Origin of the sequence: Paenibacillus sp. FSL R5-0470, assembly GCF_037975205.1 — a bacterium.
In the GTDB taxonomy this organism is placed as follows: domain Bacteria; phylum Bacillota; class Bacilli; order Paenibacillales; family Paenibacillaceae; genus Paenibacillus_AQ.
In genome coordinates this window covers 6,698,150-6,715,835 of sequence record NZ_CP150238.1, presented here as the reverse complement: position 1 = coordinate 6,715,835, position 17,686 = coordinate 6,698,150, and the positions used below count along the sequence as shown (strand labels likewise).

17 protein-coding genes are annotated in these 17,686 nt (G+C 41.8%); 9 read left to right on the top strand and 8 right to left on the bottom strand.

Features of this window, described 5'->3' with window-relative positions:
• Positions 1 to 7: 7 nt before the first annotated feature.
• The 3 genes from MKY99_RS29765 to MKY99_RS29755 all read right to left on the bottom strand — a co-directional run bounded on the left by MKY99_RS29765 (position 8) and on the right by MKY99_RS29755 (position 3,803).
• Positions 8 to 1,114: an undecaprenyldiphospho-muramoylpentapeptide beta-N-acetylglucosaminyltransferase gene (locus MKY99_RS29765; protein ID WP_339267928.1), complete on the bottom strand. Its 1,107-nt coding sequence runs from the start codon at positions 1,112 to 1,114 to the stop codon at positions 8 to 10.
• A complete protein-coding gene (locus MKY99_RS29760) occupies positions 1,111 to 2,097 on the bottom strand; it encodes an SDR family NAD(P)-dependent oxidoreductase (protein WP_339267926.1) in 987 nt (328 codons plus the stop codon). Before MKY99_RS29760 ends, MKY99_RS29765 begins: the two co-directional genes overlap by 4 nt.
• A gap of 140 nt (positions 2,098 to 2,237) precedes the next feature.
• Positions 2,238 to 3,803, bottom strand: coding sequence for a catalase (locus tag MKY99_RS29755; RefSeq protein ID WP_339267924.1), 1,566 nt, complete (start codon positions 3,801 to 3,803; stop codon positions 2,238 to 2,240).
• A 199-nt stretch (positions 3,804 to 4,002) separates the two neighbouring features.
• On the opposite strand from MKY99_RS29755, the gene MKY99_RS29750 reads away from it, so the two are divergent.
• Positions 4,003 to 5,415, top strand: coding sequence for an alanine/glycine:cation symporter family protein (locus MKY99_RS29750; RefSeq protein ID WP_339267922.1), 1,413 nt, complete (start codon positions 4,003 to 4,005; stop codon positions 5,413 to 5,415).
• A gap of 126 nt (positions 5,416 to 5,541) precedes the next feature.
• Here MKY99_RS29750 and MKY99_RS29745 read toward each other — a convergent pair whose 3' ends face one another.
• The gene (locus tag MKY99_RS29745; protein ID WP_076298049.1) at positions 5,542 to 5,943 is read right to left on the bottom strand and encodes a Rid family hydrolase; all 402 of its coding nucleotides are present in this window, start codon (positions 5,941 to 5,943) and stop codon (positions 5,542 to 5,544) included.
• Positions 5,944 to 6,353: 410 nt separating this feature from the next.
• Between MKY99_RS29745 and MKY99_RS29740 the strand changes: the two genes are divergently transcribed.
• The 3 genes from MKY99_RS29740 to MKY99_RS29730 all read left to right on the top strand — a co-directional run bounded on the left by MKY99_RS29740 (position 6,354) and on the right by MKY99_RS29730 (position 8,874).
• Complete coding sequence (locus MKY99_RS29740; protein ID WP_042192916.1) at positions 6,354 to 6,920, top strand: TetR/AcrR family transcriptional regulator; 567 nt, start codon at positions 6,354 to 6,356, stop codon at positions 6,918 to 6,920.
• Positions 6,917 to 7,453, top strand: coding sequence for a DUF2798 domain-containing protein (locus tag MKY99_RS29735; protein ID WP_339267919.1), 537 nt, complete (start codon positions 6,917 to 6,919; stop codon positions 7,451 to 7,453). The genes MKY99_RS29740 and MKY99_RS29735 overlap by 4 nt, the downstream gene beginning before the upstream one ends.
• 239 nt (positions 7,454 to 7,692) lie before the next feature.
• Positions 7,693 to 8,874 carry a multidrug effflux MFS transporter gene (locus MKY99_RS29730; RefSeq protein ID WP_339267917.1) on the top strand — a complete coding sequence of 394 codons (1,182 nt, stop codon included), beginning with the start codon at positions 7,693 to 7,695 and terminating at the stop codon, positions 8,872 to 8,874.
• A 102-nt stretch (positions 8,875 to 8,976) separates the two neighbouring features.
• On the opposite strand, the gene MKY99_RS29725 is transcribed toward MKY99_RS29730, so the two are convergent.
• The 4 genes from MKY99_RS29725 to MKY99_RS29710 form a co-directional block, all read right to left on the bottom strand.
• Positions 8,977 to 9,867, bottom strand: a complete 891-nt coding sequence (locus tag MKY99_RS29725; protein ID WP_339267916.1) for a diacylglycerol kinase family protein — start codon at positions 9,865 to 9,867, stop codon at positions 8,977 to 8,979.
• Positions 9,868 to 10,002: 135 nt separating this feature from the next.
• On the bottom strand, positions 10,003 to 10,986 hold the full coding sequence (guaC, locus tag MKY99_RS29720; protein WP_042192907.1) for a GMP reductase: 984 nt from the start codon (positions 10,984 to 10,986) through the stop codon (positions 10,003 to 10,005).
• A gap of 242 nt (positions 10,987 to 11,228) precedes the next feature.
• Positions 11,229 to 11,843 carry a LysE/ArgO family amino acid transporter gene (locus MKY99_RS29715; protein ID WP_339267914.1) on the bottom strand — a complete coding sequence of 205 codons (615 nt, stop codon included), beginning with the start codon at positions 11,841 to 11,843 and terminating at the stop codon, positions 11,229 to 11,231.
• 82 nt (positions 11,844 to 11,925) lie between these two features.
• A complete protein-coding gene (locus tag MKY99_RS29710; RefSeq protein WP_339267912.1) occupies positions 11,926 to 12,156 on the bottom strand; it encodes a hypothetical protein in 231 nt (76 codons plus the stop codon).
• A gap of 164 nt (positions 12,157 to 12,320) precedes the next feature.
• Between MKY99_RS29710 and MKY99_RS29705 the strand changes: the two genes are divergently transcribed.
• The 5 genes from MKY99_RS29705 to MKY99_RS29685 all read left to right on the top strand — a co-directional run bounded on the left by MKY99_RS29705 (position 12,321) and on the right by MKY99_RS29685 (position 17,660).
• Positions 12,321 to 13,499 (top strand): PQQ-binding-like beta-propeller repeat protein, encoded by a 1,179-nt coding sequence (locus MKY99_RS29705; RefSeq protein ID WP_339267910.1) that lies wholly within the window; start codon positions 12,321 to 12,323, stop codon positions 13,497 to 13,499.
• 187 nt (positions 13,500 to 13,686) lie between these two features.
• Positions 13,687 to 15,474: a hybrid sensor histidine kinase/response regulator transcription factor gene (locus tag MKY99_RS29700; protein WP_339267907.1), complete on the top strand. Its 1,788-nt coding sequence runs from the start codon at positions 13,687 to 13,689 to the stop codon at positions 15,472 to 15,474.
• Between the two features lie 196 nt (positions 15,475 to 15,670).
• A complete protein-coding gene (locus MKY99_RS29695) occupies positions 15,671 to 16,267 on the top strand; it encodes a sensor domain-containing protein (protein ID WP_339267906.1) in 597 nt (198 codons plus the stop codon).
• Between the two features lie 26 nt (positions 16,268 to 16,293).
• Complete coding sequence (locus tag MKY99_RS29690) at positions 16,294 to 16,896, top strand: polysaccharide deacetylase (protein ID WP_339267903.1); 603 nt, start codon at positions 16,294 to 16,296, stop codon at positions 16,894 to 16,896.
• Complete coding sequence (locus MKY99_RS29685) at positions 16,896 to 17,660, top strand: polysaccharide deacetylase family protein (RefSeq protein ID WP_339267902.1); 765 nt, start codon at positions 16,896 to 16,898, stop codon at positions 17,658 to 17,660. Before MKY99_RS29690 ends, MKY99_RS29685 begins: the two co-directional genes overlap by 1 nt.
• Positions 17,661 to 17,686 lie beyond the last annotated feature (26 nt).

The window sequence follows — 17,686 nt, the reverse complement described above, 5'->3', positions numbered from 1 at the left end:
TTCCCATCTAAACCGTACCTGCCTTGATCATTGTTAAATCCTCGCCGCTTACTTGTTTGATTAAGTTCATTACCTTAAAGGCTCCTCTGCCGTTCTCATAAGGCTTCATCTTATCTTTGTAAGTAGAGCGGTTCTCGTATAGCGTCATAATCGAATGAACAAAGGTTTGATTAGTCATCTCTTCTTCAAGTAACATTTCAGCGAGTCCAGTTTGTTGAAAATACTGCGCTTGGGCAAGTTGACCAGAGCGGCTCCCACCATTCGTGTGAGGAATTAATAACATTGGCCTTTGCATAGTAAGGAGCTCCATCATAGAGTTTGAGCCTGCACGAGATACGACAACATCAGCCATAGCTAATAAATGCGGCAATTCGCAGCTTGTAACGAATTCATACGATTTGTAGCCTGACATAGAGAGGTGATAATTAACCTTTCCCTCCCCGCAAATATGAACCACTTGAAATTTATCTATCAACTCGGAGAGTACATTTTTCACCATTTGGTTAATGCTATGTGCCCCTTGGCTTCCTCCCATAATGAGAAGAACAGGCTTAACAGAGGTAAATCCGCAAAAGGCAAAACCGCGTTGTTTATCAGCTAATTTGAATTGCTCCTTCAAGATCGGACCGACATGAACGGCTTTGAGGGAAGCAGATTTGGTTACAGTATCCAGAAAATTTGTACATAGATGTGTGGCAAACGGAAGCGAGATTTTATTTGCTAGTCCAAGATTTAGGTCTGGTTCATAAATAATGATAGGTACCTTGTTCAGTTTAGCCCCAATCACAACCGGTACAGAAACAAATCCGCCTTTTGAAAAAATCACACTTGGCTTGATGGTTCGTAGGAGTCGGTAAGATTGAGAGATGCCCTTCATGATTTTGAATATATCGGTCACATTCTTCCAATCGAAGTAGCGTCTCAATTTCCCTGTGGAAATGGGATGATAGGTTACCTCCTCCTTGTAGTCAGACAAAAGCTTGCGCTCAATCCCGTGTTCGGAGCCTATATAATGAACGTCCCAATCCTCTGCTAGACAGTTAGGAATCAACACCAGGTTCCCTGATACATGGCCTGCGGAGCCTCCACCTGTAAATACGATCGAGGTACTCATGCTAGAAACCCACCTTGTTGTAACATTTCTTTTATCGCAGGTTTGCTCATCAACACATGATTGGAATCATAGCTCTGGAAGTCCACAGGCGGGGAAGAGGCATAGGCTTCTTGTAAACCTTCTATAGGAAAAGGAGGGAGAATCACATAATAGTGATCATCCAGATGAATAGAAGAAGCACTCTCGAATTCCGAAATTAGGGCCTCACTTAAGCTTTCACCAGGACGTATCCCCGTTTCTTTGATTTGGATCGTGCTAGTTGATAAGTCGTCAATTAAGACTTGGGCAAGATCCTTAATGCTGCAAGCAGGCATTTTGGTCACAAAGACTTCTCCGCCTCTGCTTTCTTCTGTTGCTTTAAGGAGTAGGGTAATTGCATCATCTATGGTTAAGAAAAAACGAGTCATTCTAGCATCTGTAAGGGAAATGTCTACTCCATCCACAATATTTTGTTTGAAAATAGGCACCACGCTACCCGTTGAGCCAAGTACATTGCCACTTCTCACACATACAAACTGAGTTTTGGTTTGTCTGAGATTGGCATGGACCATTAGCTTTTCACCGAGTGATTTTGTCATTCCGTAGGTGCTCGATGGTTGAGCTGCTTTATCGGTTGAGACATAGACTACTTTTTTTACGCCATGTTTAATAGCGGCTTGAATCACATGCTGAGTTCCGAGTACGTTAGTCTTCATCGCACTGTCCGGTTGTTGTTCACAGATCGGGACATGCTTCAAGGCCGCTAAATGATAGATATAATCTACCTGATGGCAAGCTTGCATCAGTTCTTGCTTATCACGTATATCACCGATGATGAACGTTAGCTTTGGATTATGATGATATTCCTGTTGTAGTTCTACTTGCAGTGACTCATTGCGGGAAAATATTCTAATTTCTTTAGGGTCTCTTTCCAATAACCGTTTCACGAGTTGTCGTCCCCAAGATCCGGTTCCACCGGTAATTAATATGGTTGTATTTTGCACGGTTTGTTCCTCCTATGATCTTAGCTACACAATAATCATAGTGTTCATATGTTACGTGAATATGGCAAAGCGAAAGCTCTCAAAATCAAAAAAAGGTTAAAGAACCCTTATAACAGGTCCCTTAACCCTTCATTTAACTTCTAATAGCCATCGGTTTGTTTACCGGATTGCTCCGCAATTTCCGCGCCCTCTCGATTCTCTGAAGTACCTAGATGCTTGTGGTCGGCTTTGGCTTGAGCAAGACCTTCAGCCACTCGGCGACCGTAGTCTGGATCAGCTTTTGTAAAATGTTCAATCATATTGGTTTGAATCACAGGCGCACATATTTTTAGGGCATCGACCAGGTTATGAATCAATTCATCCCGTTCCCAATCCTCGAACTTGCGATAGGTATCACCAGCTTGCCCGAAGTCATTTGTCCGACTAATTTTGTCGCGAACTAGTCGATCATTATACATCGGTTGATGTTCTTTGCCAGAGGGAGCGGCCTCCTTTAACCCGCCAAGCGAGGAAGGTTCGTAATTCACATGTGGGTTTTGCTCAGGAGCCTTATCCACATGATAAGTCATTTGCCCATCCCGCTGATTCGTCGCTACCCTTGTCTTTGGAGCATTGATCGGTAATTGAATGTAGTTGGCGCCCACCCGGTGCCGCTGAGTATCCGAATAGGAGAACGTCCGGCCTTGCAGCAGCTTGTCATCCGAGAAATCCAGACCGTCTACTAGAACTCCAGTCCCGAAAGCGACCTGTTCGACCTCGACAAAATAATTGTCTGGGTTTCGATCTAGAACCATCTTCCCTACAGGTAAAAATGGAAAACGTTCATGATCCCAAAGCTTAGTAGGATCGAGTGGATCAAAATCGAGCTCAGGATGCTCATCGTCACTTAGGATTTGCACACAAAGCTCCCATTCAGGGTAATCCTTACGCGCAATAGCCTCATATAGATCCTGCGTAGCATGGCTGACGTTTTTGGCTTGTATATCCTCAGCGGCTTGCTGAGTTAGATTCTTGATGCCATGTTTCAGCGGCTCCCAATGGTATTTGATTAAGACGGCTTCGCCGTTTTCATTCACCCATTTATAGGTATTAACACCAGACCCCTGCATCTGCCGATAGTTGGCTGGAATCCCCCAAGGAGAGAACAGGAATGTAATCATATGAGTAGCTTCAGGAGAGTTCGATACAAAATCAAACATCCGCTCCGGGTTTTGCAGATTGGTCACGGGATCTGGCTTGAAAGCATGAACCATGTCAGGAAATTTCAGCGGATCACGGATAAAGAAAATCTTCAGATTGTTGCCGACCAAGTCCCAGTTGCCATCCTCTGTATAGAACTTTGTGGCGAAGCCACGTGGATCACGAAAGGTCTCCGGAGAGTACACGCCATGAACCACTGTTGAAAACCTTACGAATACAGGTGTTTTTTTGCCTGCTTCTTGAAAAAGCTTAGCACGCGTATACTTCGAGACGGGTTCATCGCCTACTTTTCCATAAGCTTCAAAATACCCGTGGGCTCCTGCACCCCTAGCATGCACCACACGTTCCGGAATACGCTCTCGATCAAAATGAGATATTTTCTCGATAAAGTGGTAGTTTTCGAGCGTCGAGGGCCCCCGATTTCCTACCGTTCGTATATTTTGATTATCTGTAATTGGATGACCTTGTCGATCCGTTAAAATCATATCTTCTTTTTCCTTATCCATATGGCAAAGCTCCACCTCTTTTCAGATATGAATAGTATTTTCTACCAGAATTCTGAAAAGTATGCGAAACCCACTGACAAGAGATGTTATGAAAGTTACAATTTTTATTGGCATTTGAAATAATGACTGTTATATTTGAAAATACTATGTGTTATAAGCTTAGCAACTTGGTATCGACAGAATGGAGAGGCGGAATTACATGCAACAATTTTTAGATAGTATGATTAGCGTAACAAATGATTTTTTGTGGTCGAAAATATTGGTGATCCTTCTTATTGCTTGTGGACTTTATTTCACCGTAAGATCGAAATTTGTACAGTTTGGTATGTTCAAAGAAATGTTTCGGGTTCTTAAAGGATCCAATGAAAGGTCAAAAGATAGTATTTCATCCTTCCAGGCCTTCTGCATTAGTATGGCGGCGAGGGTAGGGACAGGTAATATAACGGGAATCGCAATTGCTATTGCCATAGGTGGCCCAGGGGCTATTTTCTGGATGTGGGTGATTGCCATTATTGGATCAGCGTCCGGTTTTATAGAAAGCACTTTGGCACAGGTATATAAAGTGAAGGATAAGACCGGATTTCGCGGTGGGCCTGCCTATTATATGGAGAAAGGCCTGAACAAGCGCTGGATGGGTGCGATATTCGCGGTTCTGATTACATTATCCTTCGGGCTTGTATTTAACGCGGTCCAATCGAATACGGTCACAGTGGCCTTTGAGAATTCATTTGGCACCAATCGGGCCATTCTTGGGCTTGTAATGGCTGCTGCCTTTGCACTGGTTATCTTTGGCGGTGTTAAGCGTATCGCAAGAATGTCCGAATATATTGTAGTGGTAATGGCAGGAATCTACATTGGGGCTGCTCTTATTATTATGCTGATTAATATTACAGAACTCCCAGGAGTTTTCGCACTCATTGTGAAAAGTGCCTTCGGATTTGAACAAGTCGCTGGTGGCTCTCTTGGTGCAGTAATTCTACAGGGTGTGAAGCGTGGTTTGTTCTCTAACGAAGCGGGTATGGGTAGTGCGCCTAATGCTGCGGCAACGGCAACTACGAGTCATCCGGTGAAACAAGGGCTAATGCAAGCGCTAGGCGTACTCACAGATACGTTACTTATTTGTTCGAGTACGGCGTTCATTATCTTGTTGTCTGATGCCTATAAGCAGCCAGGGCTGGACGGAATCAAGCTGACACAAGCCGCATTAAGCGAGCATATTGGTTCGTGGGCATCCGGATCACTAGCGATTATGATTTTTTTGTTTGCTTTCAGCACGTTAATTGGAAATTATTATTACGGTGAAACCAATATAGAATTTTTGAATTCCAACAAAAAGGTATTACTATTCTATAGATACAGTGTTTTGGCGATGATTATTTTTGGTTCCGTAGCAAAGGTTCAATTGGTATGGGATTTGGCCGACTTATTTATGGGCTTCATGGTTATCGTGAATTTGATTGCCATCCTGCTATTATCTAAAGTGGCCTTTGCCGCCTTGAAGGATTATAAAAAGCAGAAACGTGAAGGGAAGGATCCTGTTTTCTATAAAGACAGCATTCCGGGGCTCGAGAACGTTGATGGTTGGGACAATTCTTCAGATATAAAAAGATAGAAATGTATTTGAAGGGCTCAGGAGACTGAGCTCTTTTTGCTGTCAAATTAGAAAAACGAGCCTTTAGAATCGCTTCTAAGGCTCGTTTTGCGTACAGTATTTTAAATTAGTCCTGCTTAATATAGTTTATCCTGCAGCCCAAACATCTAATTCGATTTTCAATTCAGGTAAACCTAATCCTTTAACATAAGCAATGGTCATTGAAGGAGGCGTCATCCCGAATACTTTATTCCAAATTCCATAGAAATGATCCCAATCAATTTCTTCTGTGGCCCAAATGTTGATTTTGATTACGTTATCGGGAGTCAACTTTTGAGAAGAGAGGACTTCTACAATATTACTCATCGTATTTGTTACTTGTTGATTAAAATCTGTAGGGATATTACTGTTTTGATCGATTCCAATTTGACCAGAAAATACATACATTTCAGCGTTTCTGCTTATTTTTGTTACATGACTGTAGTTACCAACGGGTTTCGCAATATTTTCTGGATTATATCTTGTGATCACATGATTATTTAAATTCATTTTTATGAAGTCTCCTTTAAATAGAAGATACATAACGATAGCTAGGTTATATATCTCCACTGTTTTTTAGTTTTAATTTTTGACAGACTTATCCTATCAATCATTAATTCTAGAAAAAAACAGCAGTAGAATACCCAATACCAAAAGATAAATATTTTAGGGATCTCTTTTTCATCAGGTATTCCTCCTTCATATTTAAAGTAAGATAACTTCATCAGAATGATAACATTAATCCATGTGTGACGGCAACTTTGCCTCCTCCGGCACAACATGACTAGGGTCTTTTTTACTGTATTTTATGAAAACTTCAATGCTTTTTTTGAAAAAAGCAAAAAACACTTACATTAACGGATATTATGTTGTTATAATTACAAACAGACCGGTTGGTATGTTAGGGGGGATACGTAATTATGGATACAAAATCACTAATGATTGAGAAGGCGACACTCCTTTTTCAACAAAAAGGTTACAAGAGTGTAGGCGTTAGTGAAATTTTAAAAGCTTGTGATGTTACCAAAGGAGCACTCTATCATCATTTTCCAAATGGAAAAGAAGAGCTATTAATTGCTTGTCTAAAGAGCCTAAAGGAAGCAATCACAATAGATATGGAGGACATTTTCAAAAAGCATTCTTCTACGCAAGAGGCCACGCAATTCATGCTTAATAAGTTAATTCACAACTTGGAAACCGAGGGCAAGCTTACAGGCTATACATTTAGCAGTATTGTCAGTGAAATGGCTACGGTCAGTGAGCCTGTCCGCCAAGCATGTAACTCACTTTATGAGAACATTCAGGCTATTTACTACACGAAGCTTGCAACTGAAGGCTTCTCGAATGAACTAGCTTCTGATATTGCTTTATTAATGACAACCTCGATTGAGGGTGCGATCATGCTGTGTCAAACGCAGCGATCTACCGCACCTTTAAAGACTATTGCGAAACTATTACCGACAATTTTGAAAGGAAGAACATCATGAATCTAGAAACAAGATTACCGAGAAACGGTAAAGAGGGCGCATTATACGGTGCAATTATTTGTACACTAACCGTTCTGTTTATGTCTTCATTAAATATCATTTTAGCGGATGGAGAATTCAATGGGGAAGTTGCCTTATCGATCCTTAAGGTGTTTCCGATCATTTGGGTCATTGTTATGATTTTAGAGCCTGTTGTTATTGGGCGTATCGCAGAAAAGCTGACAGCTAAATTCACACAACCTAGCGATAGCTTCAACGCCAAAATTCTGTTTCGCATTCTTTTCACCGTACTAGGAATGTCATTTGTGATGACCTTTATTGGAGACATTATCGGAAACGGATTAAGTTCTGAAACGTTCAATCACTTCTTAGCGAATTGGCCAAGAAATTTCCTAATCGTACTGATCGCTGAAAGTATAGTGATCCAACCTTTTGCACGATTTGTGATGGTAAAGCTACATGCTTCTCAGGATAAAAAGAATTCCAGCGCCGCTGGTATAACTGTAAATGGATTATCGGAACAAAACTCATAACATAACTATGCTCTCAGGCGAAGCGTTTCGTTTGAGAGCTTTTCTATTACCGTATATAATGATATTTTAGTTGAATCATTGAAACCCTCCTATATAACAAAGAAAACTTAACAATGAAAGGTAATATTGAACATGATGATCTATAGTCGTCTTGCCATAATGATGCCCCCATTTCCCTAGCTAGGCTCATATTCTTGTTGCTGTTCGAGGATATAAGCTTGTAGGAGGGCGAATTTAATATGAAAAAATATGCAGCACCATCTTTACTGCTAATGATTGTTCTTGTGGCTTTTCCGCAAATTAGTGAGACGATCTACACTCCATCGTTGCCGGATATTGCGGTAGCACTTGGGGTCTCTAATAGTTCTGTACAGTTAACATTAAGTATATATTTTATCGGATTTGCTTTAGGTGTTTTGTGTTGGGGTTGGCTCTCTGATTTCATCGGACGGAGACCTGCCATGCTAGGTGGCCTCATTGTATATGGTATTGGAAGCTTGATGTGTTTTTACTCGGAATCCATTACTCTACTTCTGGTCAGCCGTTTCATTCAAGCATTTGGAGCAGCAACTGGCTCTATCATTACGCAAACCATTCTTCGGGAGAGTGTATCCGGGAATAAGCGGCATGCCATGTTTGCCCAAATCTCGGCGGTGATCGCTTTTACTCCAGCAGTAGGGCCGCTTATTGGCGGATGGGTGGATCAAGCTTTTGGTTTTCGAGCGGTTTTCTTTACATTAGTGATGATGAGTGTGTTGTTATTTGTGTATGCTTTTTGGAAGCTGCCAGAAACGACTGATGTTTCCGTGAGAAAAAAGGTGGCTATTCTACCTATCGTTAAAAGAATGCTCTCATTGCCACGTGTACTAGTGTTTGGGTTACTGATCGGGGGCATCAATGGAGTTTTATTTAGCTACTATGCGGAAGCACCCTTTATATTTATTGAACACTTTAACATTTCACCGGGAGTATATGGTTTTCTAGGCATTGTTGTGGCTTTGGCATCGATAGTGGGAGCAATGATGTCCAAGAGATTATTGAGTCTCTATGCCGCAGAAAAAATAATTCACATCGGCTGTTTAGTGATGACCAGTGGGGCTTTGCTATTAACAATCGTAAGCAGCCTTGTCTCGTTGCCGAATATGATGTTGATGGTATGCATTCTAATAACCCTTTTTGTCATGTTAATGGGGGCCGGTATCGCTTTACCTAATTGTCTAAGTCTTGCGCTTGTCAATTTTCAGGATGTTGTGGGAACAGCAGGTGCGATCTTCAGTTTGGGATATTACTTATTAGTTAGTTTGGCGACATGGGGAATGAGCGCCCTGCATAATGGTTCATTACTGACGATGCCCATCTATTTCTTAGGGATTAGCGGCGGAATGTGGTTATTAAGTAAAAAGTTTATTGTATCGGAATAGAATTTACTTCTTAGTTATTTGATTAGAAGGAGATATGGAACGGGGTATCCATAAATGAATGGCAGTCTGGAACTTTTTGAGTTCCGGACTGCTTTTTATTTGTTAGTCTACTTCCGGCACAATGACTTGGATATGACGAGGGAGAACACTTAGCGTAATTGGTAAAATCGGACCTTCTTCACCATCCACATTGGTTTTTACGGCTTCTGGAGAGCTCACAGTCACATTTTGGGCAGTGAAATAGACAACGTCTTTATGATCCTTAAGGCTGCCAAGTAGTAAAGAAATACTGGCTGTAATGGTATTGAGTATACTGAGGTCTTGAATAATAAAACAGTGAAGCAGACCATCGTCAACCGCAGCATCAGGTATCAGATTCTCGAATCCGCCAACGGAGTTGGTTAACACGGCGAGAAAAAGCGGGGAATCGCCTTGCCATGTCTTCTCGTCATAATGAATGACAAGAGGGTGGGGGGAAGTGCTTGTAAGTTGTTTTAGGCCTTCTTTCAAATATGCCAAAGAGCCGAGCTTGGTTTTCTCTTCGATTGAAACGGAGGATAAAGATCCGGCGATTGAACCTACAGCAACAACATTTCCGAATAAGCGGTCATTCAAGCAACCAATATCTACTGTCTTTACGTTAGAGGAAGCAAGGGTTTGAATGGCTATTTCGGGATTCAATGGAATCTGTAACGCGCGGGCAAAATCATTAACCGTTCCTAAAGGGACTACACCTAACTTTGGGTGTTGTTTCTGATTCATAAGACCATTAATGGTCTCGTGAAGCGTGCCATCTCCGCCAATGGAGACGACTAGATCGTAACACTCCTCACAGGCAGTGATACAATAACGAGTTGCATCTAGTTCTTTTGCCGTCTCCTTAATCGTAACCAAGTAGCCTTGATCAGCTAGAACTCTTTCTGCATATCTGACATATTCGCCAGCTTCTTCTTTACCAGATGAGGGGTTAATAATAATCATAGCTTGCCGCATAGGGATTATCCTCTCTTGTTCAATCTAATAGCCTATTAGATGATTACCCCAAAGTGGTATAGCAGAAATCATAACAACCTAAAAAAAGGTGAGCAAGAACGACCTAAGTCGTCTTACTCACCTCTTTTATGTTTGTTAATAGACCTTGTCACCATTAAAAATGGAATTCTTAACGATAACATAGTCGACTTTACGAATAGCTTCTAATTTATTGCCTCCAGCATAAGAAATCGAGGACTGAAGATCTTGCTCCATCTCTCTCAACGTTTCTGCTAAAGCGCCTTTGTGCTCGACAACAATTTTTTTGCCCTCAACATTCTTCTTTTCACCTTTTTGGTATTCAGAAGCGGAGCCGAAGTACTCTTTATACAGCTTTCCATCGATCTCGATGGTATCACCAGGAGATTCTTCATGCCCAGCAAATAGGGAACCGATCATGACCATGGAAGCACCAAATCTAATGGACTTGGCGATATCTCCATGTGTCCGAATGCCTCCGTCAGCGATAATAGGCTTACTTGCAGCCTTGGCACACAAGCGTAGTGCGGCTAATTGCCAGCCACCTGTTCCGAATCCTGTCTTAATCTTCGTGATACATACTTTCCCTGGTCCAATTCCCACTTTAGTAGCGTCGGCCCCAGCGTTCTCTAATTCTCTAACGCCTTCAGGAGTTCCCACGTTTCCAGCAATAACGAAACTAGCAGGTAGATATTGTTTAATATGTTTGATCATTCGAATGACAGCCTCGGAATGACCATGTGCAATATCGATCGTAATGAATTCCGGAATCAACTGTTCGTTAGCTAATTGTTCAACGAAATCGTATTCTTCTTCTTTGACTCCGACACTAATGGATGCGATTAATCCGCGGGTGTGCATGTCCTTGATGAAAGACGTACGCTTCTCCGGCTCAAAACGATGCATAATGTAGAAGTAGCCATTTTGGGCTAAGAAGCTGGCGATCTTCTCATCTATGATGGTTTGCATATTTGCAGGTACCACAGGTAATTTAAAAGTATGACCACCTAAGGTGACTGTTGTATCACACTCAGAACGGCTATTTACGATACATTTTGCAGGAATTAACTGAATATCTTCATAATCGAATACTTTTTTCATTATATACACCTCTAAATGCGAACATTATAGTATTTTGGTTTGATTATTGTTCGTCCACTTTGTAATGTACAGCATTCCGAACAAGAAGTCAAAATTCTAGTACATTATGGTGTAAATTGGACTTAATTATACGACGATTTGGTGTACGGCTTATGACTCTCATATAGTGAACTGAATGTAGGGACAAGAGTATGTATAGATATTAACAAAAGGCCATCCCTATAAGGGATGACCTTTCTTAATTACATTTGAAAAAGCTTGTAAGCAATATACGCTGCAACGACCCAAATGATAATCGCAGAGATCTTATTAATGATCAGCATGATTTTGCCGCTTGAATCTATTTGTCCTACGGTCTTTCCTGCTACAGCAAGCCCAAAGAACCAAATCCAAGAAACAAGGATAGTCGAAACGGCGAATGTAACTTTGTCTATGCCAGTGTAACTAAGGGAGCTGGTGCCGATAACCCCAATTGTATCCATGATCGCGTGTGGATTTAATAAAGAAACGGACATCGCAAATAAGATCTGTTTTTTTGAAGATAGAGGTGCTGCGTCTTGGGATGAAGAGGTAGGTGTGCTTCTCCAGATGGACCATCCCATATACAAAAGGAATACAAGTCCCACAGCAAATAAAGCGGTCTGCAGAACAGGGATGGCAAACACAAGAACGGAAACACCTAACACGGCTAATAAAATAAGAAGGGTGTCACATAAAGCGGCCGTAATAATAACTGGGATGGCTTTTTTAAACTGTGGCTGTGAGGCACCTTGGTTAAATACAAAAACATTTTGTGCGCCAAGTGGAAGAATTAATCCAAAGGCTAAGGCGATCCCGTGAAGTAGTGCGGCTAACATAGTTGTGTCCTCCGGTGATGAGTAATGCGTTATAAAATTTGCTTTTGAATATGGTGCTCCATATGTTCTAGATAGTCTTGAATCAACCATTCAGGACGTATGGATGCTCCTCATATTGAATTTTGATGAATCGTTCAAGATTATTGATCGCGGAGTCACATAGATGTCCTAATATTTCTTTTCGTGACCATTTATGCGGCTGGGGGCGCTCTGTCACTTCTGTTTCTGACATAAGTCTGATTTCTTGAGGTAATTTAATGAGCCATTTGTTTAATTGATCCATTACATTTTGTATCTGGATATTCTCGCCCATTGGTTATCGACCCCTTCATCCATAATTTCTGGCTAAACAATATGTACTATCATACAATTTATGCCTTTATAAAAAAAGATGATTAATATAATCTTGTTGTCCCTAAAAAAAGGTAGTAAAGTAACATGATACATACTATTTATGGAAAGAAAGGTTGATATTTTTTGAAAAAAGGAATATTTACAGGTCTTCTTGCGCTCTTGCTGATTACCGCCAGTACGCTATCTTTTAATGTTGTAGAGGCCGCTGGAACAGTAACGAAATTACCTAGCCCCCAATGGAGTCAGCTGAATGTTGTGGGAGCATTAGAAAGTATAGAAGGGGGTCCCGTGGAGGTTCCATCATTAAATACAGTGTATCTCCACACTAAGGAAGAGCATGCTACCCAAACTAAGGTATGGTTGGTTGATACGCTGAAATCTTATGATACACAGACAGGGAAGCTAAAGTGGTCAGTTAATTTTGCAGACCCGGGCACAGCGATGTTTCGTGAATCGAAAGATTATTTAGTGGCGCCAGATGGAACGGTATACATAACCTTTACAGATAATCTTTCATCTGACGCAACTCAGATCTATGCGGTGGGACCAGACGGAAAACGGAAATGGAAAGTGAATTTGTCTCAGACAGAGGGATACTTATATAGACTTGATAACGGGAGTTTAGTCTTTGCATCCCAAGGTAATTTTGATAACAATGGGAATTATAACGGGTCACTAACTTTAATTAATAAAAGTGGTACCAAAGTAAAAAATATTTCTTATAAAGGAACGGTATTGGCGCAAGGAAATCGTGTCTTAATTCAAACGAATTACGGTGGTGGGAAAGGCTCACGTATCCAGGCACTCGATTCTTCCTTAAATTCAGTGTTTACATATCAAATGCCAGCCGATTCGTACACTGAAGTGTCTTACAATCAGGTGCTTTCCGATGGAACAGTACTAATCCGTACTAATATACCAAAGACAGGGAATCGGTTATTCGGGTTCAACTCTAAAGGTAATCTACTGTGGGGAAGAGATATCGCAGGTGATGCTGTCGTATCCTCACTTGGTGAAGTTTATGGGGTTTATGCCAATGGCAAGCTGTCTCTATATAATGTCAAAGGATTGGTTAAGTCGGTAGCGCTTAAAGATGAGACGGAATTTTTTGTATCGTTGGACCGATTACAGGATGGTAATATTGAGCTTGGCTTCCCGGGTTCCGCCACATATGTTTTAAATCCTAAAACGCTCGCAGTAGATTATACTTTTAAGCTGAAGGATGATTTTAATTTCAACTATGTAGGCAATGGCGTGGGGTATGTAATGACAGACAATGGATTTTCACGAATTAAGTTTTAATTCCAGAAATCGATTAGGATTGATCAAGGGATGCTGCCCCTAAAGGGATGGTATCTTTTTTTCTATTCTGTAATTACACCCCTAGCATAAATGTCATCCCATCTCATGACCTTTTGTAACTAGTAAGGCCTCAGGGGGTTACACTATAATAAGGGTCTAGTCAGCAGAATTTATAGGGGGCAATGTCTTGTTTAATCTGGTCAAACAGTGGTTCTGGTACGATTGGCTCGTCCTCCTGTTTCGGATTTGTTTTTCTACTTCTTTTATAGTTACGATGTGTTACCTCTCGGAGGACTTTACGATTCCTTTCTGGATCGTGTTTGTTTGGGGTGTGATCTCTTTTTCAGTGCCTTGGTTTTGTTTGCAGCTGCATTATAAGTATTATCTGATGGCGGAGATCCTTCTTTCAGGTGGTCTATGCTTATATTTGGCTGCTCTGTTTCCTGATTCGTATGTAACTTTTCTGCCAATTGCTTTTATGATTGCCAGCAATAGTGCACAGAAGTCCTATCGTTGGTCAGCTCCGATCACGGTGATCTTGATTCCAATAATGTTATCTAAATTGTCACAACAAATGGATGCTATATCGATGATTGTGAACTTTGGCTTGGTGTATACGATTGGCTTCGCTTTTCACTTGCTGGTGGTGAATCATAAGCAAAACGGGATTATTAAGAACCAGAATGCTGTCCTGGAGCAGTATATCTCACAAGTCGAGCGTATGACCCTTCTGGAGGAAAGAGATCGATTATCCAAAGATTTGCATGACACTGTAGGGCATTCTTATACTTCAATTCTTATGGGGCTGGAGACTTTACGTACGGAGGTGAATACCTCTGAAGGAGAGCAAAAGATAGATTCCTTATTAAAGCTAACTCGCAATGGCTTGGATGATGTGCGTAAATATTTGCACCATGTGGGCTCTTCGCAGGATTCATTGACGCTTATGCAGTCCCTGCAGAAATTAGTGGATGATTTCCAGACCTTTTCGAAGGTTAAGGTTCGTCTAAGAACGTTCGGAGAGGCTTATACAATATCCAAGCAGGCTAAAATGACCTTATATAGATGTTTGCAAGAGTCGATAACCAACGCTGTTCGTCATGGTCAAGCCAGTGAAATTGTCATCACCCTGCATTACGAGGAGAAGTTAATTCGACTGGAAGTGCAGGATAATGGATTAGGCACTGAAGATTTAAAAGCAGGATTTGGTGTGAACGCGATGAAGGAACGTGCTTCCAACCTGCAAGGCCAAGTGTATCTCTACTCTAAGCCAGGGGAAGGAACCTTAGTGACCTGTAGTTTACCAAGGCTTGAAGAGATACAGGAGGAAATGATTCGCTTATTGCTGGTCGATGATCAACCTTATATTCGGGATAGTCTGCGAATTATTTTAGAGCAGCAGCCCGATTTTGAGATCATTGGGTTAGCTGAGAATGGTGAACAAGCAGTAGGCTTCTGTGAGCAGGAACAGCCTCATGTGGTGCTGATGGACTTAAATATGCCTGACATGGACGGTGCGGAAGCAACGAAGCTTATTAAGCAAAAGTGGCCAGGGGTACGAGTGCTGATCCTGACTACTTTTCAAGAAACGGATTTGGCAGTCGAAGCACTGCAAAACGGGGCAGATGGCTACTTGTTAAAGTCTACTGAACCGCAGGAGCTATTCGAAGGGATACGTCTCGTACATCGGGGTGTGAAGATGATAACACCAGCTATTACGAATGTATTAATTGATCATTATGAGATGCATCCAACTTCTGAAGCGCAGACTGAGCAGAGTAATGAGTATGGGCTGACCCCGCGCGAGCTGGAAATTCTAGAATGCCTGTCAAAGGGCATGCGTTATAAATCCATTGCAGCTAAATTGTATTTGTCTGATGGAACGGTGAGAAATTACGCTTCTACCATCTATGCTAAGCTGGGTGTACGGAATCGCGAAGAGGCTGTTGAGAAAGCCTTTGGCACATTGGAATAACTAAAACCGAATGATCTGAAATTGTAGAGCGAGCACCTTGTTGTCTATTTTCCCTTGTGGGAGTAGGCGAAAGGTGCTTTTTTGTATGAAATAACTGTCATATGACATTATGGCACTGGTCGATTTTACATCAGGAGCTCTAACATAGGATTTACAAAGATGAACAAATTTTTAGTGCAGAGAGGAAGAGGAGAATATGAGTCAAATGATCCGGAAGCATGTGAGGAATTTCTGTTTCTTATTAATTACTTTTGCCACAGGGCTATTTTACTTTTGCTTTTATTTGGTAGGCATCACTTTTGGGGTCGCAATGTCCTTCACCATAGTAGGGATTCCGATCCTTTATTATGTTTTGCGTTCTACCGAAACCTTTTTACAACATGAGCGAATTCGAACGAAAGTCTATACGGATATCTCCGTTCGGACGCTTCCAACTCGATCTCAAGAACAAGGAAACATATGGGAAAAGGTTAAGGCGGAGTTGTCCGATGAGCATAACTGGAGAGCAATTATAGGGTTGATGCTGCAATTTGGAATTGGAATGCTCAGTCTCATATGTGCAACTCTTTTTTATTTGTCCCCTGTTATTCTCTTGTTGTCACCTATCTTGTATTTCATCGATATCTCTTCTATATCGTTATTCGGGATTGAAAATAAAACACTCAACACCTCACTTCTGTTCATGCTGTTAGGCGCGGTATCTCTTTGGATAGGTGCTTATCTTGGCAACAGTTTAGTAAAGATGATCGGCAGGTATACGCGGCGTTTAGTGAAAGATTTTGCTAGAAGATAAACTTTTACACGAAAGAAGGAAGATTAATGGTAGCCTCAGTTTCATTTATAAAATTATTCTCGCAATCTCTTTGGATGATGTGGGAGAATCTATTTGCTATTGTCACCAAATTCCGCAGCCAGTCTGTGTGGAGATACGGGATATGTAAATTGGTCGTGTTAAAGTATCACGGTGAAAGTGTAGTCTGCCAAGATGGACATCAGATTCATCCCGGAGATTGGGTGGGTGAACTTCATCTGGATAATCGTCAGGTAGTGCAGCTTACGCGTACCCTAGGCGCTGATCGGGCTGGAATTCGAACTGCACGTATGCTTCGCGAGGCCATGAAGGAGATTAGTCGTGAACTAGATAGCAATCCAGAACTAAGCAAAGTGCAGGCGCTAACGGGGATTACGCTACTTCACCGGGGGATCATTCATGGAATAGGGTTTGAGCAGCATCCTATCAAGTCCAAATGGCAGCGGCGATGGTTCGGAATCTATCTTCGGTTCTTACTTCGGATGCTGCATCCGGAGGGGAAACATCGCGTTGAGGACAGCACGGAGAAGTTGTCTCCTAAGATGCTCGTGCTTAGTAAGCAGTCTTTGAAAGCGCGGTTTGCTCCTCGAAGGAAAGAGGCGGTTTCCTAATGTGGACGCTCCTTATTTTAGCTATAGATGCGATTATTCTTTATATGATTGTTCCGTTTGTGATTACTCGAATATTGGGATGGGGTGTTGTATCCAGAGGAAATGCCGCGAAGGAAGTTGCCTTTACTTTCGATGACGGACCAGATCCATGCTATACCCCTGAATTATTGGACTTGCTGCATGAACATGACGTTAAAGCAACTTTTTTCGTATTAGGCAAAAGGGCTGAGCAATTCCCGGATTTAATCCAGCGAATGCACCGTGAAGGACATCAGATCGGCATTCATAATTATACACATACGCCTAACTGGATTTACTCTCCATGGACGAATAGACGGAAGCAAGTAGATCGAACAGCTGATATTGTCGAGCGGATTACAGGAGAGCGGCCTATCTTGTATCGACCACCATGGGGGCTCCTTAATTTAGGCGATCTTGTCTTTCTTAGACGTTCTTATCGGGTAGTGTTGTGGTCTGTAATGGTGGGAGACTGGAAGGCGTCTGTTAGCGCAGCCCAAATAAAGCATGACTTATTGAAAAAGATAAAACCCGGTTCTATCATCGTTCTGCACGACAATGGTGATACACCGGGGGCAGATCGAGAAGCACCGCTGAACATGATTACCGGACTGGAAGAGGTCTTAAAGGAGATTTCTAGAAGGGGGCTGAAGAGCCAGCGAGTGGATGAGCTACTGAACAAGGAAGCTAGTCGCATTGGAGAAGCTAGGTCCTGCGTCAAACATCACGGTCAGATTAATCTTTAGCTATGGATGACATGATGTCACTAGAT